Annotated in this window: 19 protein-coding genes; 4 read left to right on the top strand and 15 right to left on the bottom strand. The window is 47.9% G+C overall.

All coding sequences use genetic code 11. From position 1 onward, the window contains the following. Nucleotides 1–64 precede the first annotated feature (64 nt). Nucleotides 65–1,417, bottom strand: a complete 1,353-nt coding sequence (locus AC1DLI_RS24030; protein WP_477607009.1) for a S1C family serine protease — start codon at nucleotides 1,415–1,417, stop codon at nucleotides 65–67. A gap of 259 nt (nucleotides 1,418–1,676) precedes the next feature. Here AC1DLI_RS24030 and AC1DLI_RS24025 point away from each other — a divergent pair, with 259 nt between their 5' ends. Beyond that, a complete protein-coding gene (locus tag AC1DLI_RS24025) occupies nucleotides 1,677–1,898 on the top strand; it encodes a hypothetical protein (protein WP_477607008.1) in 222 nt (73 codons plus the stop codon). Here AC1DLI_RS24025 and AC1DLI_RS24020 read toward each other — a convergent pair. From AC1DLI_RS24020 to AC1DLI_RS23955, 14 genes are all read right to left on the bottom strand, one after another. Beyond that, nucleotides 1,867–2,673, bottom strand: coding sequence for an MBL fold metallo-hydrolase (locus AC1DLI_RS24020; RefSeq protein ID WP_477607007.1), 807 nt, complete (start codon nucleotides 2,671–2,673; stop codon nucleotides 1,867–1,869). The two genes, AC1DLI_RS24025 and AC1DLI_RS24020, sit on opposite strands and share 32 nt — an antisense overlap. A gap of 32 nt (nucleotides 2,674–2,705) precedes the next feature. Then, the gene (gene yycI, locus AC1DLI_RS24015; RefSeq protein WP_477607006.1) at nucleotides 2,706–3,461 is read right to left on the bottom strand and encodes a two-component system regulatory protein YycI; all 756 of its coding nucleotides are present in this window, start codon (nucleotides 3,459–3,461) and stop codon (nucleotides 2,706–2,708) included. Nucleotides 3,462–3,492: 31 nt separating this feature from the next. After that, on the bottom strand, nucleotides 3,493–4,944 hold the full coding sequence (locus AC1DLI_RS24010) for a YycH family regulatory protein (protein WP_477607005.1): 1,452 nt from the start codon (nucleotides 4,942–4,944) through the stop codon (nucleotides 3,493–3,495). Further along, a complete protein-coding gene (walK, locus tag AC1DLI_RS24005; protein ID WP_477607004.1) occupies nucleotides 4,941–6,791 on the bottom strand; it encodes a cell wall metabolism sensor histidine kinase WalK in 1,851 nt (616 codons plus the stop codon). Before walK ends, AC1DLI_RS24010 begins: the two co-directional genes overlap by 4 nt. 1 nt (nucleotide 6,792) lies before the next feature. Continuing rightward, complete coding sequence (yycF, locus tag AC1DLI_RS24000) at nucleotides 6,793–7,545, bottom strand: response regulator YycF (RefSeq protein WP_477607003.1); 753 nt, start codon at nucleotides 7,543–7,545, stop codon at nucleotides 6,793–6,795. 393 nt (nucleotides 7,546–7,938) lie between these two features. Next, nucleotides 7,939–9,513: a peptidoglycan DD-metalloendopeptidase family protein gene (locus tag AC1DLI_RS23995; protein WP_477607002.1), complete on the bottom strand. Its 1,575-nt coding sequence runs from the start codon at nucleotides 9,511–9,513 to the stop codon at nucleotides 7,939–7,941. Nucleotides 9,514–9,654: 141 nt separating this feature from the next. Continuing rightward, complete coding sequence (locus AC1DLI_RS23990; protein ID WP_477607001.1) at nucleotides 9,655–10,326, bottom strand: hypothetical protein; 672 nt, start codon at nucleotides 10,324–10,326, stop codon at nucleotides 9,655–9,657. 389 nt (nucleotides 10,327–10,715) lie between these two features. After that, nucleotides 10,716–12,002, bottom strand: a complete 1,287-nt coding sequence (locus AC1DLI_RS23985) for an adenylosuccinate synthase (protein ID WP_477607000.1) — start codon at nucleotides 12,000–12,002, stop codon at nucleotides 10,716–10,718. Nucleotides 12,003–12,200: 198 nt separating this feature from the next. Then, complete coding sequence (gene dnaB / locus AC1DLI_RS23980; RefSeq protein WP_054025738.1) at nucleotides 12,201–13,562, bottom strand: replicative DNA helicase; 1,362 nt, start codon at nucleotides 13,560–13,562, stop codon at nucleotides 12,201–12,203. Nucleotides 13,563–13,655: 93 nt separating this feature from the next. Further along, nucleotides 13,656–14,099 (bottom strand): 50S ribosomal protein L9, encoded by a 444-nt coding sequence (rplI, locus tag AC1DLI_RS23975; protein ID WP_308997659.1) that lies wholly within the window; start codon nucleotides 14,097–14,099, stop codon nucleotides 13,656–13,658. Further along, nucleotides 14,096–16,057, bottom strand: coding sequence for a DHH family phosphoesterase (locus AC1DLI_RS23970; protein WP_477606999.1), 1,962 nt, complete (start codon nucleotides 16,055–16,057; stop codon nucleotides 14,096–14,098). Before AC1DLI_RS23970 ends, rplI begins: the two co-directional genes overlap by 4 nt. Nucleotides 16,058–16,075: 18 nt before the next feature. Continuing rightward, entirely contained in the window at nucleotides 16,076–16,981 is a 906-nt protein-coding gene (locus tag AC1DLI_RS23965; protein ID WP_374992132.1) for a DUF2232 domain-containing protein, read from the bottom strand. A gap of 222 nt (nucleotides 16,982–17,203) precedes the next feature. Further along, the gene (locus AC1DLI_RS23960; protein ID WP_308997662.1) at nucleotides 17,204–17,629 is read right to left on the bottom strand and encodes a CBS domain-containing protein; all 426 of its coding nucleotides are present in this window, start codon (nucleotides 17,627–17,629) and stop codon (nucleotides 17,204–17,206) included. An 81-nt stretch (nucleotides 17,630–17,710) separates the two neighbouring features. Then, nucleotides 17,711–18,760: an LCP family protein gene (locus AC1DLI_RS23955; protein ID WP_477606998.1), complete on the bottom strand. Its 1,050-nt coding sequence runs from the start codon at nucleotides 18,758–18,760 to the stop codon at nucleotides 17,711–17,713. 307 nt (nucleotides 18,761–19,067) lie between these two features. Here AC1DLI_RS23955 and AC1DLI_RS23950 point away from each other — a divergent pair, with 307 nt between their 5' ends. From AC1DLI_RS23950 to AC1DLI_RS23940, 3 genes are all read left to right on the top strand, one after another. Beyond that, nucleotides 19,068–19,424, top strand: a complete 357-nt coding sequence (locus tag AC1DLI_RS23950) for a DUF4870 domain-containing protein (protein WP_477606997.1) — start codon at nucleotides 19,068–19,070, stop codon at nucleotides 19,422–19,424. 358 nt (nucleotides 19,425–19,782) lie between these two features. Further along, nucleotides 19,783–21,102, top strand: coding sequence for a hemolysin family protein (locus tag AC1DLI_RS23945; protein WP_477606996.1), 1,320 nt, complete (start codon nucleotides 19,783–19,785; stop codon nucleotides 21,100–21,102). Nucleotides 21,103–21,206: 104 nt separating this feature from the next. Then, nucleotides 21,207–21,671, top strand: a complete 465-nt coding sequence (locus AC1DLI_RS23940; RefSeq protein WP_477606995.1) for a CBO0543 family protein — start codon at nucleotides 21,207–21,209, stop codon at nucleotides 21,669–21,671. Nucleotide 21,672: the final 1 nt, after the last annotated feature.

Here is a 21,672-nt window from a genome sequence, read left to right as displayed (position 1 = left end):
AAAACAAAAAAAAGCTGCAGCGCCCAAACGGTTGCCCATTCGCACATTGCAGCATCTAAAAAGCTTATTCCTCTTCTTCCTTTTCACCCAGCTTGAAATGCGTAACCTTCAGCTCTCCGTCTCGGTAAAAGCTAATTTCGATTTCATCGCCAATCTTCTTCTGCCCATACAAATATTTGCGAAGATCTATCGTACTGGCGATCGACTGCCGATCAAGCTTAACGATGACATCGTTAAACAACAACCCTGCATCCTTAGCTGGACCCACGGCTTCGAGCACGATAACGCCGTCATAGATCTCATCGGGCAGTTTAAGCTCGGGCATAGCCCCTTCCGTAACGCCCTCTGCGTCCTCCTCAGGCGCTCCGCCTTCAGCATCCGGCAGCTCTCCTTCACCGTCGTCTGCAAAGCCCTGCTGCTCCCAATACTGCTCCAGGTCCATCGTATAGACACCAAGGTAAGGACGCGGTACATGGCCAAGCTTGATCAAGGATTCCACAATAGGCATAGCCAGATTGATCGGAATAGCAAAGCCGATTCCTTCAACGCCGAGATCAGCTATTTTCATGCTGTTGATCCCAACCACGCGTCCGTTCAAATCAATAAGCGGCCCGCCGCTGTTTCCTTGATTGATGGATGCGTCGATCTGGATAACCTCTTGCTCCCAGTCGTACACGCCATCCTGGTTCAGTGATACCGGGACGATTTGTTTTGTCTTGCTCACGCTGCCCGTTGTAACAGACTCCCCTAGCCCTAACGGATTACCGATCGCAATAATATATTCAGCTGGACGCAAAGCGGATGAATCGCCAATTTCCGCAACGACATCAATACCCTTGGCATCAATCTCAAGCACGGCTAGATCCGTAATTTGATCCTTGCCGACGACGCGGGCCTCGCGAGCCTCGCCGTTCATAAGAACGACCATCACCGCCTGCGCCTGGTCTATGACATGATAATTCGTTATGATGATCGCTTTGCCATCCTTCTTGCTAATAATGACGCCAGATCCGACGCCCACATCACGCAGCGTCCCCTTTTCCTCCGAACCCTCAGGAAGCGCCTCGCCATTGCCGATCCCTAGTGCAAACATCTGTTGATTAATGACGCTTACGACGGCCGGCCTTACTTTCGCGGAAGCTTGTATGGGACGCTCGAGCGGATCAATCGCTTGAACGCCGCCAGCAGTCGCTACTGTCCCTGCGCCATTGCCGATACCCCCGCCGCCTCCAAAAACAACGCCGAACAACAGCGTAGCGGCAACCGCGCTTGTAATCGACGATACGAACGCAATGCGGACATTGGACCATTTGCGCCCGCCGCTTCTATATGGAAATACAAAGTCTCTCTTCTTACTCTCGCGAGCAGCACGCTTGGAAACTTTGGTCGAGTAAAAATCGTCGTCGAATAAGCTCATGACTATCGCTCCTCTCGATGTCTGAGACATCAAGACTATTTTTTTCAATCTAGGAATGTTTTCGGAAGAAATGACTAAAATAATAATAGATTCGGACGATCAAGCGTAAACGGCTATCGCCTTCATTAGGCGGCAAAAGCTCGTTTCGCGGAGAAATATAAGAATCCTGATAAGCTTCAAAAACTTATAAATTCTTATATTTTCAAAAATATTTCTTTTTGTTTCTAAATAGTCGATCCGCCAAAGGAGAGTTGCTGAGATGAAAGCGAAAACCCCCGTTGCATGGGAGCATGTGCAGCTTGCTGCAAAACTAGCAGATTTAAAGGATGACCACTATCGTACCGTTCTGACCTTAAGCGCTATGCTAGAGTTATTCATAGATAAGGGCATTCTAACTAGAGAAGAGCTAAGCGCCAAAGCCGATGCACTCGATGCCCAGCTGGAATCGGTTATTTCCGCTTCACTTCATCCCATGGCGTAGGCTTATCGTGGTACGTTGCCCGCAGGGGATGCTCCTCTTTCTTATAAAATATTCCGTGATCCTCCAAGATAGTATTCACGGTCAGCATCGCCAAATCCATTAAGTTATGATCAAGGCTCAAGTGAGCCAAATAGACACGTTTCGTTCGATCCGTCATGAGCTCCAGCAGCGCTTCGCCTGCTGCCACATTGGATAAATGGCCTACATCGCTCAATATCCGGCGTTTTGTATTCCAGGGGTAGCGGCCCATCCTCAGCATCTCGGTATCATGATTCGCCTCCAGCACCAGCACATCCGAGTCGATAATGTGGCGCTTGACCTTTTCGCTAACATAGCCAAGATCGGTCGCCAAACTTAGCTTTTCGCCGTTCTCAACGAAGCAATAGCCAACAGGCTCAGCCGCATCATGCGAGATTGGATAGGACTGCACAGCCATTGAACCGAAGGTTACTTCTTCGCCCGTTTGCATAAGTACACGTTTCTCTGGGGCAATCGTGCCGACATGTCTTTCCATTGCGGCCCATGTTGCCTCGTTTGCATAAATCGGTAAATCATACTTGCGGGCAAAGGCGCCCAAGCCTTTAATATGATCGGAATGCTCATGCGTAACAAACAGCGCGTCCAATTGATGGCCCGCCACTCCCCGCTCGCGCATGAGCTCATCCAGCTTCTTTGCGCTCATTCCTGCATCAACAATGACCATCTTCTCGTTTCCTTGAACAATTGTCGCATTGCCGGTTGAACCGCTTCCCAAAACCGTAAATCGAAGTCCCATAATGCTCTTTCCTGTCCCTTCTCCCGCTCCCGTTAACGTAAACCGTTCGCTGCCGCTTCCCCTTGCTCTTCATCCGTTGCAACCTCGCCGTTAATCGCATGCACATAAAATAAATGGCCGTCCTCCAGCATAACACGCCATGACGGTGCGGATACTTGTTTCTCCGAATCAAAGATCTGACCTTTATAGCCCAGCTGAATATCAGAAATGACCGCCCCATCCGGCAAATAGGTCTCAATCAAGCTCGCTACGACCTTAGCTGCAGGCAATACCTGTTTCGCTTCACCAGATCCAAGCAGCTCTACCCGGTCCTGAAGGAACGAAATAATTTTTTGGTCGCTGATATACAGCATCAGCTTCACATCAAACATCGGACGCCCGTCTACGACCCGGTAGAGGACAAATTGATCCACGCTGCTGTTTAACAAATCAAACTCATATTGGTCAAGCTCGGGGATATAATCCCCAAGCGTCTTTAATAATTCTTTTTTCGAATAAATAATCGTGCTGTCTACCGGCTTGTCCAAAATAATCGGCTCTGCATTTTTTCGGCTGTCGGAGTGCAAAATGTAGGGTAGATCTCCCAGCTCCGGCGTTTCCAGCGGCAGACTGGCTTCAAGCGAAATACGTTTTTGCTGCATAAGCAGCACCTTATCCTGCGGCAGCTCTGCCGTGTTAACGTTCATGTTGAGCTGCTCTCTAATATCCAGCCAAAGCTGATACCCCAGCAATATATTAAGCAGCAAAAACGAAATAATAAGCACGGTTTTCGCTCTTCCCCAATCCACTCGCCTTCACCTCCGACCGTCCATAATCTCGCTATTTCCCATCTCCGAAGAACTGGTTTGCTCCGCTGCCAGACAATGCCGCTGCTCCTGTCCCGAGTGCTGCTGTTGCCGAGTCTGTATCTTCGCTGCCGCCGTCAACCGAGCCTTGCGCAGACGAGTCCAGCTGCTGATCAGGCGGCTCGTAGCCGATCGGATACGCGGCTGTCAGCATTTCTTCCGTACCATCCTTCAAGCGGACTGCCCAAACGGGAGTGAGCCGGAGCTGTTTCTCATCAACCGGTGCTGCTTGCAAAGCCGGGAACAAGGCAGTGACCTCGTTGCGGCTTTTGTAAGCTTTAAGAATTTCCTGCAGCTCATCGCCACCCGGCAGCCACCGCACGCTTCGGGATTCCGACTGCGGTCCCAGCGTTATGAGCGATCTTGAATATTCCGTTACAACGCCTTGCTGGAGAGTAAGCTTCATATAGCCATACCGGAACGGCGGCGTCTGAATGACCGGATACTGCTCCACATACTGCTTGAACCTGATATCCTTGCCTTCGCCACCAGGAATCGCGTTCACGAACCGGTGTACGCCATCCCATCCGCCATGCTGGTTTACAAAGTCCACAGATGCATATACATTATCGCTTAACAGGTTTTCTGTAATTTGCGGCGCACTCGGATCGGTATAGCTGATCCATTTGCCGTTTTGCTCCACCTGCAAGCCACGTTTGCCATCTGTGTAAATTTGCGAGCCGCCTCGGTCCTCCAGCGCTCTTGTCGTGCTTGGATCAAAAAACAAGCTTCGTTGCATCAAATCCGGCGAGTAGGTCTCGTATGGAAAGAGCATTTCGGTTGATTGAAGAGGCATAAGCGGGATATAGAGGCCGTCTCCCGTCATGGAATATTTCGGCTGGTACTGCCCGAAGCCAACGTAATCCTGCACGTCACGTACCGTCAAATCCGCGCGAACCGATTCGTAGACCATTTCACCGTCTGAACTAAAGAAGAAAGTTCGGATTTCCTCCGTACCTGTTGTCTTGAATATCCAGATGCGGTCAATCGTCTCGTTCAAAAACAGCAGATCACCCTCCAGCTTCAGCAGCTTTTGCAGAAGCTCCACCGGAATACCGTTTTCGAACCGCAGCTCGATCCCGATATCATTCTTCCGAATTTCTTCCCAGTCCAGCACATCTGACGGGCTCCGCTGGAACCCCTTAAATTCTCTACCCTGAATACGCTGATTAAGAATCATCTCGTAGAACTGTGTGCCTGGATAAATAACGGTATGCTTATTTCCGCCCAAATGAATGACAAGCTCCTCCGGAAAAATAACGCTCTCTACGCTCGTTGCCGTACCCATCGGCTCGGCATTGACGTAATCCTGGTCGCTTCTCACCGTTGCGCCGAGGCCGGGCATACTGTAAGCCAGCAAATAACTTTGCAAAAGGCTCAATGCCACAAGAACGATAAGCATGGTTGTCTTTATTTTTTCCTTCATGCCAGCACACCCCCTTCCTGCAGCAGCGGAAGTGTGAACGTAACCGTTGTTCCTTCATTAAGCTCGGAATGCAGCGAAATTGTACCGCCATGTGCCTTCACAATTTCCCGGGCAATCGAAAGTCCGAGACCTGTACCGCCCATATTACGCGAACGTGCCTTATCCACCCGATAGAACCGGTCAAAAATACGATCCAAATCCTTTTTAGGGATCCCGATTCCCGTATCCTTAACGCTGATCGCCAGCAATGCCGAATCAGCCGGGGTCTTCGCCGTTAGCTCAATGGTGCCGCCGTCCAGTGTGTATTTAATCGCATTGGAAAATAAATTATCTAGCACTTGGTCAATTTGGTCGCGGTCCAGCCAAGCAGATTCAAGCCCATTATCCACGCGAACCGCAGCCTTTATAGACTTTTGTCTAAGCTGGAATGAGAACCGGTCGGCTACCTCGTCCAGCATGTCATGCACATTGGTCTGCCGCCGGCGGAGCGGTGCTTGATTCGAATCAAGCCGCGAGAGATGCAGCAAATCGGTAACGAGCCGAATCATCCGTTCCGTCTCGTTGCGGATAACACCGACAAAGCGCTCCGACAGCTCCCTCTCCTCGAGCGCACCGTCATTGAGAGCCTCTGCATAACTCTTGATTGTCGTTAGAGGGGTACGCAGCTCATGCGATACGTTTGCTACGAACTGACGTCGCGATTGCTCTAGCTTCTCTTGCTCCGTTACATCCTGAAGTACCGCAATGGTTCCCGTTATCCCCTTGTCACGGCGATGAATCGGTGTAAAAGTCGCCCGCAGATGACCCTCGTCGCTGTCGCTCATATCCTGCTCATCCATATTCCGCTCAATTAGCAGTGTCTGGCCCCGCCCTTGCTGAAGCTCGTCCAAACGCTGCTCCGACAAATCGAATAGCTCAGATAACAAAAGCCCTTCAAAGGTGCGTACATCAAGCAGCTCCAGTGCCCGCCTGTTCCATACAATGACCTTGCCATTCTCGTCAGCCGCAACGACGCCATCGCTCATATTCGATAGAATGGAAGCCAGCTTCTCATTCTCCTCTTCATTAACCGACAGCGCTTCCTTCAGCCTGATCGTCATGTCGTTAAAAGCGACACTCAGGCTGCCGATTTCATCATCGCCGAGCACCGGAACCTGAAGATCGAATTTCCCCTGCGCGATTGCCTCTGCTTGCCGCGTCAGACCCTGAATCGGACTCGTAATGGTGTGTGCCAGCAGAATGCCCAGCACACCCGTAAGTCCCAGCGCTATCAACGTTCCCGAAAAAAAGATTTGATTGACCCGGTTTACCGTTTCATAGAGCTCATTCATAGATGCTACGACATATACAACCCCGACCACCTTGTTGTCGTTGATCGTCACCGGCTGCGCAATCATCTTCTTGCGTGTATTATCTTCATCAATAATTTCTTGTTCGTTGTCGGTTATGTTTTGGAGTGCCCTGCTCACGGCCAGCGACTTGTTCTTCTGGCCGATATATGACTGGTTGCCCTGGACAGAGGTTGCTACCATCTTGCCGTTCGAGTCCAGCACCTGTACCTCAGCGCCGCTGATACTGAACAGATTGCGTACCACAAGGCTAAGATCCTCCGTCGTGCTTTCTGATGAATCGCCTTCGGTATCCGGCTTAGCCGCTAAGCTCGGAGCAGCAAACTTCGATAGAATATCGGCCTGCTCCTTTAAATTTTTGGTGAAACTGTCGATCAGCGAGTTTTTTACCGTGCTGATGAAATAAACGCCAATCAGCTGCATCGCTACGAGTATAAGCAGCAAATAAATAATGACCAGCTTAACTTGAATGGTTCGGAAGAAGCTCTTGCCCTTCATCCTACGCGAAGCCCCCAGACTTGGAATTGCGCATCATATAACCGAGACCGCGCCGGGTCATAATGTACTCCGGACGGCTTGGATCATCTTCGATCTTCTCACGGAGTCTCCTAATCGTAACGTCGACTGTCCGCACATCGCCGAAATACTCGAATCCCCACACGGCTTGCAGCAAATGCTCGCGCGTCATGACCTTACCACTGTTGCGAGCCATATAATAAACGAGCTCGTACTCCCGATGAGTCAGGTCGAGAGGCTCGCCATCCTTGTATACCACGTACATATCCGTATCAATAAATAGGTTGAACAGCTTAAAGCCCTGCTGTTCCTGCTCAGCAGGCCCACCTGCCGCACTCGCATGATCATCGCCGATAGCTCCCGCCGCCGGCTTCTGCTGTCTGCGCAGATGCGCCTTAACCCGGGCAAGCAGCTCCCTTGTACTGAACGGTTTTGTCACATAATCATCAGCGCCCAGCTCAAGACCAAGCACCTTATCAATTTCCGTATCCTTGGCTGTGAGCATAATAATCGGCATTTGCAGCTTGGCCCGCACTTCGCGGCAAACATCCATACCGTCCTTTACCGGAAGCATGAGGTCCAGCAAAATCAAATCCGGAAGCTCTTCAAACGCAAGGCGCACCGCTTCTCCGCCATCGAAAGCGCAGATGACCTGATGCCCTTCCTTCTCTAAATTAAACTTTATAATATCGGCTATCGGCTGTTCGTCATCGACCACTAATATTTTTCCGTGCATCGCCACACCCGCCCGTCGCTTGTCCTTTGTAAAAACACAAGAATTGATAAGTTTTAATTTGCCGTCTTATGTCTTCGTATATCTCACCGCGCAACGAACTTTGCCTCCAAAAGACGGCGACAGCCGTTTACGCTTGTAACTTCTATTTTAACACACGTTATCCTTTACTTCACAATGAAACTTCCCTCATGTTAGCAAGGTTTTTCCTCTAATCTTATATAAGACACCCTTTGGTCAAACAAGCGTAAACAACTGTCGACGTCCTCATTGTCATAAGCTGTCGTTTAGAAGAGATATATGAGTAAATTTACAAGTGAAAACATCTATATAAAAAAAGAAGAATCACTTCGCCTTATGCGAGAGTGATTCTTCCTGATCTAATTTGGGTATATATTATAAGTACTTTAACGGGTTTTGCAAAACACCGTTCTTGTGCACTTCAAAATGCAAATGAACGCCTGTGGAATTTCCCGTGCTGCCCATAATGCCAATCGTGTCACCCTRCTCAACCACAGCGCCTACCTTTGTTTTGTATGAGCTTAGGTGGCCGTAAACCGTGGTATAGCCGTTTTTATGATTGATAATAATCGTTTTGCCTAGTCCTGGCTTCGTTCCGACGAATTCGACGATGCCGTTATCGGAAGCATGAATGTTCTTGCTCCCCGTTAAATCGATGCCGTTATGCATACGACCCCAGCGCTGACCGAACTTGCTGGTTAGCCGCGAACCGGAAACCGGCATTGCAAAGTTGCCCGTTCCTTCGCCGATAATAACCTTTGTGCCCCGCACGACAATTTTCGGAGTAGCTTCCTTGATGACCTCTTTGGTAAGAAGCTCTTCGGAGACCACATATCCGTTCTGCTTGACGATGCGATATGTTAATCGTTTCGAGCCTGACGTTCCTTCAGATAAAGTCTTGGACTCGCCTACGCGCATGTCCTCATTTTTCCTAATTTCAACTGGCGGCTCGATCGTTTCAACCTCCACCAGGTTTTCCGTCGTCTTCACCGTAAGCTCAGGCTGAAGTACCGTCAAATCAAGCACATCGCCGATCGTAATCTTATCATCCTTAATCCATGCGTTGTTCTTATAAATAACCTCTGGTGAAATATCAAACTTCTGTGCGATACAGCCCACGCAGTCTCCAGCTTGTACCGTGTATTTGGTAGGCTGAATGCTGCCTTGCACGAGCATCTTGTAAATCGATTCCGCTTCCATGATCTGCTCGGGATCCGTATCAATGGACTCGGTCATAACTGCCTCAATGAACTCGACCTCGGTGACCTCGCGGCCAGGCGTCTTGGATGCCGGCTTAGTCTCTGCCGCTGGAGCAGCGGTTCTGCTGGCGTCAAAGGAGAGAGATTTGACTTCCTTTGTATCTTTCTTCGCTGCGGCAAGCTCGGGTGCAAACTTACTCTGCACACGCATTAAAACCTCATCCGCTGTCTGCTGATCCTTCACAATGCCAACGACTTTACCATCAACCTTTACTTCGACACCAACCGCATGGGAAGCAAACAAGCCTTCAAGCTTGTCCAACGTACCATCCGTATCCGGTGTTCCTTTAAAAGCATGATCCGCTTCGTATGTAATTGTTCCAGTATCCAGCACCATGTTAATTCCAGGATTGGCTTGCTGAACCTCTTCGGTTTCTAGCAGAACAAGCTGCTCTACTTCCTGTGGATCATTCACGGTTCCAACTGCTGTGCCATTCATATATACGTTATAAAATTCGACTGTGTTTGCTTGGACATATTGGATTCCGCTAAAGCCGGCTACTGTGAGGAGTACGAGAGCTCCGCCCGCTAGCTGGACCGGTTTCTTGCGCCAAAATGGCGTTTTGACCTTATCGCTTACGGGTTGTTGCTGTGTCTTGCCATTCAAGTGTTGCGATCGGTCATGCCGAAAGTACTGGATCGTTTGATTCCATACCTTCTGAATCCGACCTTGGTCCCTGAAATCGGTCATGATTGTCTCCTTTTCGCGCTTATGCTACTAAATTTCCGGCTTCCGACAATAAAAAAAGGCGAATTATCCCGTCGGATCGCTCGCCTAATACTTTAACATATGCCCAACAATTGGGGCAACCTTTACACAACATTCAAAATATTAATATTTCTTCAGAATGTCCATCATTTGGGTATATTCCGTCTTGTCGAGATGCTGTGCCATGATCTGTTGAATCGCTGTCAATTCTTGTTCCGTCAGACCATTTTCGATATATTGAGAGATGGTTTGCCACGATTCCTGGGGCAATTTACTCATTAATAGGCCAAATAGCTCATCCTTGTCGGCATCGCTCATTTGTTCCTTTACTTCCGTTAATTCCTCTGTCGTCATCGCCGTTTCGGTGCCCTCTGCTCCTGCGGTTCCTTCTTCTACGTTCCCGGTATCCTCAGGTGCAGCACTGCTGCCCGCCTGGGTGCCGCCGCCGATTCCGATATCGGTAAGCGGAGGATCGGAGGCCTGGCTAAAAGCGTCTACCGAGGCCGGAGGGTCGCTTTGGCTGGTCTCTTCCTCATTGGTTTGCTGCTCTTTTTCGTCAGTCGTTTTTATTTCTTCCTTCACTGCCGTATCGGTTGTAACCAGCGGATCTGCACCCCAAAGCTTACCCCATACTCCCGACATGGCCATTGGCGGCACCTCAAGCGGCAAATTGAATTGCTTTAATATCGTTTCGACATAGCTTGTGACAATATATCCCGTTGTCCAAATGCACAAAAAGCTTAAAATCAGCCCTGAGGCAACCAGTTTAGCCAGCCATCCCACTCGTTTTAACATGAGCAACAATCCCTTCGTCCCACAGCCTCTACCACGGAAAATATCAACTGTAGTTACCATAATCTGTTATATACCATTATGGTCAAGATTAGGGACAGACATTCTCTTTTCCGCATTATATTCCCATTGTCTGCATGTTTTGTGCTCCATCTGCGCAATCTACTTGTTAAGGTTAAGTGGGAGAAAGATTTGAAAAACGAGCAATCTGGACAAGACAAGGAGCAGCCTGATCAAGAATTAGCAGCCATTATTGCCAAACAGCGGTGACTGCTTGCCACTGAACTAACGGCATTATGCCTGCTAATATCGGCGTGCTGCACGGTCAATCTGTCTACGCAGGAAACAAAAAAAGGATGGCTCCTATGAGCCATCCTTTTTCTATAAAGATTCTATTCGTAAATTGGACGAACGGGATTCGTTTGCTCACGGTTACGGCCAACGGAGAAGATCGCAATTGGGATACCGGTAAGCTCAGAAACACGGTTCAAATAGTTGCGTGTGTTGACTGGAAGATCATCAAGCGTTTTCGCGCCTGAAATATCCTCTAACCAGCCTGGGTGTTCTTCGTAAACTGCTTCGCACTCGGAAACCATTTTCAGGCTTGCAGGGTACGTTTCAATCACTTCGCCGCGTAATTTGTAGCCTGTGCAAATTTTCACGGTTTCAAGGCCAGTAAGAACGTCTAGCGAGTTAAGGGAAAGACCTGTAATTCCGCTGACACGGCGCGCATGGCGAACCACGACCGTATCGAACCAACCTACACGGCGAGGACGACCTGTTACCGTGCCGTATTCATGACCTTTGTCACGAATCAATTGGCCAATTTCATTATCCTGCTCCGTTGGGAAAGGACCATCGCCTACGCGAGTCGTGTAAGCTTTTGCAACACCGATAACTTGTTTGATTTTCGATGGACCCACGCCAGAACCGATACATACACCGCCAGCAGACGGGTTAGAGGACGTAACGTACGGGTATGTTCCTTGGTCAATATCAAGCATTACGCCTTGAGCGCCTTCGAACAATACCTTCTGTCCTGCATCAATTGCGTCGTTAAGAACTACCGATGTATCCGTTACGTATTTACGTAAAATTTCCGCATAACCAAGGTAGTCACTCACGATGGAATCCGCATCCAAATGCGATCCGCCGTATACTTGCTCGATCAATTGGTTTTTCTCGATAATGATGCTGCGAACTCTTGCTTCGAATTCCTCTGCATCCATTAAATCAGCGATACGAATACCGTTACGCGCTGCTTTATCCATGTAGCAAGGGCCGATCCCTTTGCGAGTCGTACCGATTTTGTTATCGCCTTTACGGTCTTCTTCAAGCCCGTCAAGCACGAGGTGATAAGGCATAATAACATGAGCGCGGTCACTGATCTTCAAGTTGTCCGTCGAGAAGCCGTTATCATGGATATAGTTAATTTCGTCAATCAGTGCTTCCGGATTAATAACCATTCCGTTACCGATGACGCAAGTTTTATTATGATTGAAAATACCCGATGGAATCATCGTCAATTTATACTTTTTGTTATCAATAAGGATCGTGTGTCCGGCATTGTTTCCTCCTTGGTAACGAGCGACGACGTCGGCTCCCTCTGCCAAGTAATCAGTGATTTTGCCTTTACCTTCGTCTCCCCACTGTGTACCAACAACAACAACCGTAGACATAATTATACCCCCGTCCGGTGTTTATAAGCACCGAAAATTACCGTTCAAATGCTGCAGCACGAGATTTCCTTTATTTAAAGGATTCAATCGCATCGTGATACAAGTCAAAAGACAGCATTAATAGTGTAGCAGTCCATCTGCGAGAAGTCAAACTAAAAACGAACAATCGCATAGTTACCCATGCAATTGTTCGGAAATTCAAGATGCCTGCATCGGATCCTGATGCGCACGGTCAATGCTAACGAATTTATTGTATTTTTTGAGAAATACCAGCTCGACCGTACCTACTGGCCCATTCCGCTGCTTGGCAATGATAATCTCAATAATATCTTTTTTCTCGGACTCTTTATCGTAATAGTCATCCCGGTAAAGGAAGGACACGATATCAGCATCTTGCTCAATCGAACCTGATTCCCGAAGATCGGACATCATCGGGCGTTTATCCTGCCGCTGCTCAACACCCCGGCTAAGCTGTGAAAGTGCAATGACCGGCACCTCAAGTTCACGTGCGATTTGCTTCAGCGTCCGTGAAATCTCGGATACCTCCTGCTGCCTGTTCTCGCCCGCTTTACCGCGGCCGGAGATGAGCTGCAAGTAATCGATCATAATCATGCCAAGCCCTTTTTCCTTCTTCAGGCGACGGCATTTGGCACGAATCTCAGCTACCGTAATCCCCGGTGTATCATCAATAAAAATTTGTGCTTCCGACAAGGAGCCGATCGCCATCGTCAGCTTTTCCCAATCATCGCCTTCCAGATGGCCTGTACGCATGCGCTGTGCATCAACATTCGCTTCGGCACAGATCATACGTTGAACCAGTTGAGCCGCTGACATCTCCAGACTGAAGATAGCCACCGTCTCCCGGGCGCGAACGCCGACATTTTGCGCAACGTTAAGCGCGAATGCTGTTTTACCTACGGAAGGACGGGCAGCAACGATTATCAAGTCGCTTCGTTGGAAGCCGGCTGTCATTCGGTCTAGATCGGTAAAGCCCGACGGAATACCCGTCGTGCCTCCTTTGTCCTGATACAACTGCTCAACCTTCTCGAATACCTCCATTAATACATCCCTAATGGAGATGAACCCGCTGCCTGAGCGTCGGTTCGATATTTCAAGAATTTTCTTCTCGGCATCCCCAAGCAGGACGCCTACATCCTCCGAGTTGGCGTAACCGTCGGATACGATGTTCGTTGCGGTGCGGATCAAGCGCCTAAGCATTGATTTTTCTTCAACGATTTGTGCGTAGTAGTCAACGTTAGCTGCCGTTGGAACCGAGTTGGCCAGCTTCGCTAAATAGCTGACTCCCCCGATTTCCTCAAGCAGATGCTGATCCTGCAAATGCGCGGTCAAGGTCACGAGATCGACCGGTTGATTGTTCTCGGCAATCTCGACCATTGCTTCATAAATTTGTCTATGAGGACCGCTATAGAAGTCTTCGCTGCGCACCCGCTCCATGGCTGTTATGAGCGCTTCCGATTGCAGCAATATGGCTCCGATGACAGCTTGTTCAGCCTCTAGGTTTTGCGGTGGAACACGGTCAAACATCAGCTCAGTACTCATGGGAACCTCCTAAAAGATTTGCGGAGCAAACCTACTTCTTAAGCATAAGCGAAGGCTTGCGTAGCAATGCTGCTTCACAAGCCTAATCGCTTTCTATTCTTCAGCCGCCTGAACGCTCAGCTTTGCTTTTACTTCAGGGTGCAGCTTTACGGTAACTTGCGTGACGCCAAGCGTACGGATTGGATCCTCCAGCTCGATTTTGCGTTTATCGATCTTAATGCCCTGTGCTGCCAAAGCTTCGCCGATTTGCTTGCTCGTGATGGCGCCAAACAATCTTCCGCCCTCGCCAGCCTTCGTCTTGATTACGACAGTCATTTCTTCCATCTTCTTGCCAAGCGCCTGCGCGTCTTCTTTTTCCTTTTCCTTACGCTTCTGTTCGGAAGCATGCTGAACCTCAAGCGTCTTCAGGTTGCCGTCCGATGCCAGCTTCGCCAGTCCTTGCGGCAATAGAAAATTACGTACATACCCTTCGGAAAGATCCTTCACTTGTCCTTTCTTCCCTTGTCCTTTAACATCCTGCAAAAAGATCACTTTCATTCAAATAACCCCTCTTCCGTTTCAATTTCATCCAAAACCTTCTTTAGACGTTCTGCTACTTCGACTACGGACCCCTCAAGCTGTGCGGCAGCATTCGTCAAATGGCCGCCTCCGCCCATTCTTTCCATAACAACCTGTACGTTCATATGGCCAAGCGAACGAGCGCTAATGCCGATGAGACCGTCTGCCCGCTCCCCAATAACGAAGGAAGCAAGGATATCCGTCATATTCAGCAGCGTATCCGCTGATTGAGCGATGAGCAGCTGCGAATATTTACGACCGGTTTCTGTTACTGCAATAGCCACATGCTCATAAAGCACCTCGGCATGCTTGATAATTTCCGCCTTGCGCACATATTCCTCAAGGTCTTCCTTCAGCATCCGCTGAATCATCATCGAATCGGCGCCATTTCGGCGCAGGAATGATGCAGCCTCGAACGTTCTCGCTCCCGTACGAAGCGAGAAGCTCTTGGTATCGACCGTAATGCCGGCAAGGAGTGCCGTTGATTCTCTGACATCAAGCACGACACGGTCATGAATATACTGAAGCAGCTCCGTAACGAGCTCGCAAGTCGAAGAAGCATAAGGCTCCATATAGACTAAGATGGCATTAGCGATAAATTCCTCGCTGCGGCGATGATGATCGACCACGACGATACGCTCAGTCTGCGTAAGCAGCTTTGGCTCCTTCACCATGGATACCTTATGGGTATCCACAACCACAGCCAATGTCTGCGGGGTAATCAATGCGGATGCCTGCTCCGGTGAAACAAACCGCTTAGACAGCTTCTCGTCTTCCCGGATAAGCTCCATCATTTTCTGAATGGCGGGGTTAACGCCTTCCAACACGATGTAGGCTTCCTTGCCGAATATCTGCGCAGCCTTCATCACGCCGATCGCTGCCCCGATGGCATCCATATCGGGCATCTTATGCCCCATGATGACCACATTGTGGCTCTCTTTAATTAGATCGCGAAGGGCATGGGCAACAACCCGCGCGCGTACGCGTGTCCGCTTCTCCACTGCATTCGACTTGCCTCCGTAAAAGGATTGCCGGCTTCCGACCTTGACTGCGGCCTGATCACCACCGCGCCCGAGCGCGATATCAAGACTTGTATGCGCCCACTGGCCAAGCTCGGTAATATGCCCAGCCCCCGCCGCAAACCCGATACTGAGCGTTACCGGGATTTTATGGTCACCGGTAATCTCCCTTACCTCGTCGAGAACGACAAATCGTGACTGTTCAAGCTGTTTGAGCGTTCGCTGATCGGTCACCAAAAGAAAGCGGTCCGAGGTGAGTCTTTTCAAATAAATTTGAAATTTTTGCGCCCATTCGGTAATTTCCGTGGTGACCTTCGCCAGCATTGAGCTGCGCTGGTGATCGTCCAGACCCTGTGTAACTTCCTCTAGATTATCGATCATCACAACGCCGAGAACAAGCTTCTCATCATCGTATTTTCGGCCAAGCTGCCAAAGATCCGTAATGTTTTTGACGTATAGAATGCGTTCCTTCGGTTTGAAGATCAGTTGGTATACTTGGGAACCTACCGTTGCTTCAATGGTACCCTCCCGCTCCTTCACCTGCTGCAGGGACGGAAAGAGCTCCGCAAGCGGCATGCCGATGACCGTTTCCCGATTCGCCATGCCTGCAATATAAGGATTATGCCATTCTACGATTCGATCCTCATTATATAAAATAATTCCGAAAGGAAGCTCGCTGACAACATCGTTGCCCGCTTTCTTCACTCGATAAGACAACGTGCCCAAATACGATTTAAGGTCTTTGCGAAAGGCTTTTTCCGCCATTACCGTATAAAATAAAACACCGCCGGTGAACAGCAGTCCGAGCAGGCCTAACAGCCACTCGAACCAGGCAAGCGTCACCGACATAAGCACCATCAGTACAAACGACCATACCTGATGCATGCCGTGCCAACGTGTAACCAAAAACTTCGGCATTTCCTATCCGCTCCTGTGCTATGGTTTCGTAAACGACTTGCGGATTGGAAAAGCAGTATCCAGCACGCCAATTAAACTTAACGGCGGGATCAATAACACCGGAATCGCAATAAGAACCGGTACCGCTTTATTCCATCCTCGCTGATGAGCAAGGAAAAAGAAAAATCCGACAGCCTGAAACGCAAAAACAAAACTAAGCAACGGAACCAGGTTAAGCAATGCGACAGCAAAAAAAGAATCATTTGTCGTAGACGAGAACATCTCCATGATGTAAGAAATCAAGTACAATACGACCAGCAAACGCGGCAAACGCCACTCTCTTGCGCGTGTAAACCTTGGCACATCCGGTCCGCCGCTCCACTTTACCGCCCTGCGGGCCACAAACTGCCCAACAACGGTGATCATGAGTGAAATCATAATGAAGGTGATCGGAATAGAGTTCACCATCGTATGGATCACGATATCCGTCAGCTCTGAATCCCATTCTGTTGGAAGGTAGCTCTGTGACATGAGATCCTCTACAGAAACGCGAACGAATGAGCTCAGCTCTTTAATGAGCGAAATATCCAAGAACACCTCGAATATGAGCAGCTCAAGCATCAATTGCGCGAGAACGACAACGCCAACCGTCCGAATAACCTTTGAGGCGGGTGCTTGCTTCATATACAAGTGACCCATCACGATAGACGGTATTAGAAAAAATAACCCGATAATAAGCGTGGCCGGTCCACCGATAATGAATGCCAGCACCCATACAGGAAGCAGATGCAGTACAAATGCCTTTGGCGACAGGGTCGTATAGAGCACGACATAAGGCACCATAAGCAGCAGCATGGTAATGACATTTAAGAGCGGTACTAGAAGGGACAATAATAAAAGGAGTGCCGCACAGCTCCACAGCACTGGTTTCAAGCCGGTTCTCAAACCGTTCACCTCTTGCTCATATAATCTGGTTTCTTACGAAACTTTTACAACTCATTATAGCATAAAAGCTAAACATATCACGTACATTCCCGCCTGCGACTGCACTTCCCAAAAAAACAAAAAGACGGAACCGTCACTCCATTCCGTCTCTGTTCTTATTAGTTTGCCCTGCGCGATTTGAAAATAGTACCTGCTGGCGTATCGAATACTTGATATTTCTTATTAATCCTGCAAAATATTATGCTGGTCCATAATAATTTTCTGGCAGTAGTCGATAATTTCACTTCTGCGCACGATTCCGATAAACCGGTTCCGGTCATCGACGACGGGCACGAAATTTTGCACCTTCGCCAACGAGATGAGATCATCCATATTGGCATCGATCCGGACGGTCTTATTGTTCATGCGAAGCGGCACATCGATGAGCCTCACCTTATTGGTCTGATCCAGCGTCAGATCGGCATGATCCTTGACATACCATAACAAATCGCCTTCTGTAACGGTGCCAGCATAACCGCCGTCATCATTAATAATAGGCACTGCAGTATAGCGGTGGTACTCCATTTTCTCCAGCGTTTGTCTTAAGGTCGCATCCTGGGTGAGGCAAACAACCTCTTGCTTCGGCAATAAAAAAAACGCGATATTCATTTTCCCCAACAACTCCGTTCCGTTTGCTCATTCCATTACTTATGGTCGAAGGCAGCAGACGGATCGGAGCAAGCAGTTCAATTACTGCTTGGAGGTTTCCTCGCTGCTTGTAAGCGTGCCTACCTCTTTCACCTTGTTCACTGTGTACTTATCCGGCAATATAAGGCTGGCAGCAGGCGTGTCTGCATTTAACCAACTCTTAATCATCGTCTGTACCTTCGCCAAATCATCTTCATCGGCAAAATAATACCAAGCTCCCCCGCTTTTTAGGCGATGCCCGTTGCCAAGCAGCGAGTGGCTGTAAATATGGCGTTCTTTTGCCTGCAGCAAGCTTTGGCCTAGGTCGACAAGCTGCTGCGGACGCATATCCGTACTAAAGTTATCACCCATAATATTCATAAGCTCAGGTACTTTTGACCATTGATTCATTTGCTTCGCTTTATCCATCAGAAGATTCAAAAAGATTTGATGTCTCTCCGTACGATTAATATCTCCGCCTGCATCCTCGCGGTAACGCACGTAGTTTAGGGTATCTTGACCATTATAATTGTCTTGACCCGCTTTAATGACGAATTTCTCATGGTCAGGGTCATCATTGACCATGTCCTCTTCAATGGGCAGCGATATTCCTCCAAGCGTATCGATCGCTTGGCGGAAACCTTCAAAGTTAATAGAAGCGTAATATTGAATTGGAGCATCTAGAAACTCTTCAACGGTATCCATAGCCATTCCTGCTCCGCCGAATGCGTAAGCATGCGTAATTTTATCCTTTTTGTCTTTCCCGACAATGTCCACATACATATCTCTAGGAATCGAAACCATAAGAAGCTCTCCGTCATTCGGACGAACGACCGTATAAATCATGGTATCGGAGCGTCCAATCTCCTTGCCGCGTTGATCAACGCCAAGCAAAAGCACGGAAAATGGATCCTGATTCTTATCTATTGTACTAACCTGAATGGGCTCCCGTCCATCTATCGGTTTATAGGTTTGCTCCAGCTGCTTTGTTACATGACCCTCAAGGAACCAATCAAAGCCCAGCATAGCCAAGGTACTGCGGTTAAAAAAACCTGCAACGACAAGGATAACGACGGCGGCGGATGCCGCGTACAACCATCTGCGTTTATTCATAATATGATAACTTCTCCTATCTGAAACGATTCTTTTATAAATATGCACTCTTATTTTAGACGATAATTTGTCGAAACAGGTTACAAATCTTTTACAATGTATTCATACCAATTCTGGATATTATTTTATACAAGCGTAAACGGCTGTCGCCGTCCTCTGTGGCAAAAGCAGTCGTTTCGCGGAGATATATAAGCACATTTATATGTGAAAACATATAAATTCTTATATATAAATAAAAAGGTCTATGAATAGCAAATGACGAATACAATCATTGCAAGAATATGTAAGCATAGAAAGGGTGAAACGTTTGAATTTACCTCCATCCTTAAAACCGGACAGCTCCTCCACCGGTCTTGATCCAAAAGTAGCAGGCTTGTTATGTTACTTGGGAGGCTTCATAACTGGCATTATATTTCTTGTAATCGAGAAAAATAGTCGCTTTGTCAGATTGCATGCTGTTCAGTCGATTGTTGTTTCTGTTGCACTTATCGTCCTTAATATCTTATTCGGTTTTATCCCTATTATCGGATGGCTGCTGGGATTGCTGCTTGCGCCGATCGGCTTCATCTTATGGATCGGACTTATGCTGTTGACGCTGCAAGGCAAGCTGAACAAGCTTCCCGTTATCGGCGACTGGTCCGAGCAGCAAGCCAATAAGTTTTAATCTTGCTGTCCAAGCATAAACGGCTGACGCCGTCCTTGGCGGCAAAAGCTCGCTTCGCGGTGAAATATAAGCATAGTATAACGTTATAATTTATACTTACTTATATTCCAAAAAATGGACGGCCTTATGCCGTTCTTTTTTTGTTCTCAAAATAAGTTCAAAAGAACTTGTCATATAAATAATCATAATGCCTCGTAATCTGGAGATATAGGCTAATATCCAACTGCTGAACGCTCAATATGGAGGTAATCGGCCATACATCACTTTTATTCCTTAATCTAGCTGTTTGATGAATCTGCAGAATGTTCGTATTATTAAATAAATAAAATAAAAATAAGAAGGATTGTGACGATTTCATATGGGTATAGGACTTAATCTATTATTATTTGCTTTACTAATTGTGCTGACTGCCTTTTTCGTTGCTACGGAATTTGCCATTATTAAGCTTCGGAGCAGCCGAGTCGATCAATTAGTCGTTGAAGGAAAGAAAAATGCGCTTGCCGTTCAACGTGTAGTTAGTAATTTAGATGGTTATCTATCCGCCTGTCAGCTTGGCATTACGATTACGGCGCTCGGCCTCGGATGGCTAGGGGAGCCAACAGTGGAAAAGCTTCTTCTCCCGCTCTTCGATCAATGGCAGCTGAACAGCGATATCAGTCATATATTATCGTTTCTCATCGCCTTCATCGGTGTAACCTTTCTCCATGTAGTCATCGGTGAGCTTGCGCCCAAGAGCATTGCGATTCAGAAAGCCGAATTCGTCAGCTTTGCTGTCGTTAAACCGATCATTTTCTTCTACAAAGTCATGTACCCGTTTATATGGCTTCTAAACGGTTCTGCTAATGCTTTAGTCCGCCTGTTTGGCTTGAAGCCGGCAAAGGAACATGAGAATGCCCACAGTGAAGAAGAAATTCAAATTATTTTAAGCGATAGCCTCGAGAGTGGTAAAATCAACAATACCGAGTATGGCTACGTAAATCGGATTTTTGCGTTTGACGAAATTTTGGCAAAGGAAATCATGGTCCCGCGTACGGATATGGCCGTTTTATATAAGAACAACACGCTGCAGCAAAACATGGAAATTATTCGCCGAGAGCAGTATACCCGCTTCCCCGTTGCAGGTGACAGTAAAGACAATATTGTAGGCATGATCAATACGAAACAATTATTTCTGCAATATCATGTGGATAAAGATATCGATATGCAAACGTTAATCCAGCCCGTGATGTCTGTTGCTGAGGTTCTGCCTGTAAAAACTCTTCTGACACGAATGCAGCAAGAGCGCGTCCATTTTGCGATTGTAGTCGATGAGTACGGCGGCACATCCGGACTTGTTACGATTGAAGATATATTAGAGGAAATTGTCGGAGACATTAGGGATGAGTTTGACGCTGATGAGCGTAAAGACATTGAGATGCTGTCTGAAACGTCTTATCTTCTCGACGGCAAGGTATCGCTGACTGAGCTTGGTGACCTGATCGGCACAGAGCTCGCTCATGAGGAAGTAGATACGATCGGCGGCTGGCTGTACAGTGAAATGGAAGAGCCAAAGCCCGGGAAACAATTCGGATTCCATCATTTAACCTTCACCATCCGAGAAGTAAGCAAGCATCGGATTAATAAGGTGGAGCTGACGATAGCTCCGCGCACGAATCTGTTGAAACCGGAAGTCAGCTAAAAACAAGGCAGTTGCCACAGCGGCATCTGCCTTGTTTTTTTATGGGTATGCATAGTCGTTTATGGGGCACCTTAATAAAAAAATGTACAAGAAAGGAATTTGAGATGCATTATGAAATGGTAATTAATCTCATTTGTGGTTTCATTATTCCTTGGCTTGCCGCCATTCCCATAGCTGTGAAAAAACCGAAAACCTTACTTCTCATTTCTCCCATTGGCGCAGTCGTTTCCTTAGTCATTAACTCTTTTGGCTTCCAAATGATGTTCTGGGATTTCACGCCGCTTATACCCAATGACGAATCAATTTCAGCTTTACCGCTCGATATTGGCCTTTATCCCGTACTCGGCAGCTACCTGATTTGGACGATTCAAGCCCACCGGAATAAAACAGCGCTTGTAATGCTTTTGTTTGTTTTGTGTACAACGCTGCTAGAATATATAGGCATTCTCGTTAGTAAAGTAACCTACGGCAACGGCTGGAATGTAGGCTTTACCTTCCTGTCTTACTTACTCGCTTTTAGCATCGTATTCCTGTACTTTAAGCTGCTGGAGCGATTCCGAATTGTATAAG

This window comes from Paenibacillus sp. 01T443, from assembly GCF_056398325.1.
This window is presented reverse-complemented; position numbering and strand designations above follow the sequence as displayed.

Excerpts from the sequence above, each read along its gene's own strand:
- rplI (WP_308997659.1), bottom strand. The coding sequence starts at position 14,099 with ATGAAAGTGATCTTTTTGCAGGATGTTAAAGGACAAGGGAAGAAAGGA.
- AC1DLI_RS24030 (WP_477607009.1), bottom strand. The coding sequence starts at position 1,417 with ATGAGCTTATTCGACGACGATTTTTACTCGACCAAAGTTTCCAAGCGT.
- AC1DLI_RS23985 (WP_477607000.1), bottom strand. The coding sequence starts at position 12,002 with ATGTCTACGGTTGTTGTTGTTGGTACACAGTGGGGAGACGAAGGTAAA.
- AC1DLI_RS24010 (WP_477607005.1), bottom strand. The coding sequence starts at position 4,944 with ATGAAGGAAAAAATAAAGACAACCATGCTTATCGTTCTTGTGGCATTG.
- yycF (WP_477607003.1), bottom strand. The coding sequence starts at position 7,545 with ATGCACGGAAAAATATTAGTGGTCGATGACGAACAGCCGATAGCCGAT.
- AC1DLI_RS24025 (WP_477607008.1), top strand. The coding sequence starts at position 1,677 with ATGAAAGCGAAAACCCCCGTTGCATGGGAGCATGTGCAGCTTGCTGCA.
- AC1DLI_RS23940 (WP_477606995.1), top strand. The coding sequence starts at position 21,207 with ATGCATTATGAAATGGTAATTAATCTCATTTGTGGTTTCATTATTCCT.
- AC1DLI_RS23945 (WP_477606996.1), top strand. The coding sequence starts at position 19,783 with ATGGGTATAGGACTTAATCTATTATTATTTGCTTTACTAATTGTGCTG.
- AC1DLI_RS23955 (WP_477606998.1), bottom strand. The coding sequence starts at position 18,760 with ATGAATAAACGCAGATGGTTGTACGCGGCATCCGCCGCCGTCGTTATC.
- AC1DLI_RS23960 (WP_308997662.1), bottom strand. The coding sequence starts at position 17,629 with ATGAATATCGCGTTTTTTTTATTGCCGAAGCAAGAGGTTGTTTGCCTC.
- AC1DLI_RS23970 (WP_477606999.1), bottom strand. The coding sequence starts at position 16,057 with ATGCCGAAGTTTTTGGTTACACGTTGGCACGGCATGCATCAGGTATGG.
- AC1DLI_RS24020 (WP_477607007.1), bottom strand. The coding sequence starts at position 2,673 with ATGGGACTTCGATTTACGGTTTTGGGAAGCGGTTCAACCGGCAATGCG.
- AC1DLI_RS23990 (WP_477607001.1), bottom strand. The coding sequence starts at position 10,326 with ATGTTAAAACGAGTGGGATGGCTGGCTAAACTGGTTGCCTCAGGGCTG.
- walK (WP_477607004.1), bottom strand. The coding sequence starts at position 6,791 with ATGAAGGGCAAGAGCTTCTTCCGAACCATTCAAGTTAAGCTGGTCATT.
- dnaB (WP_054025738.1), bottom strand. The coding sequence starts at position 13,562 with ATGAGTACTGAGCTGATGTTTGACCGTGTTCCACCGCAAAACCTAGAG.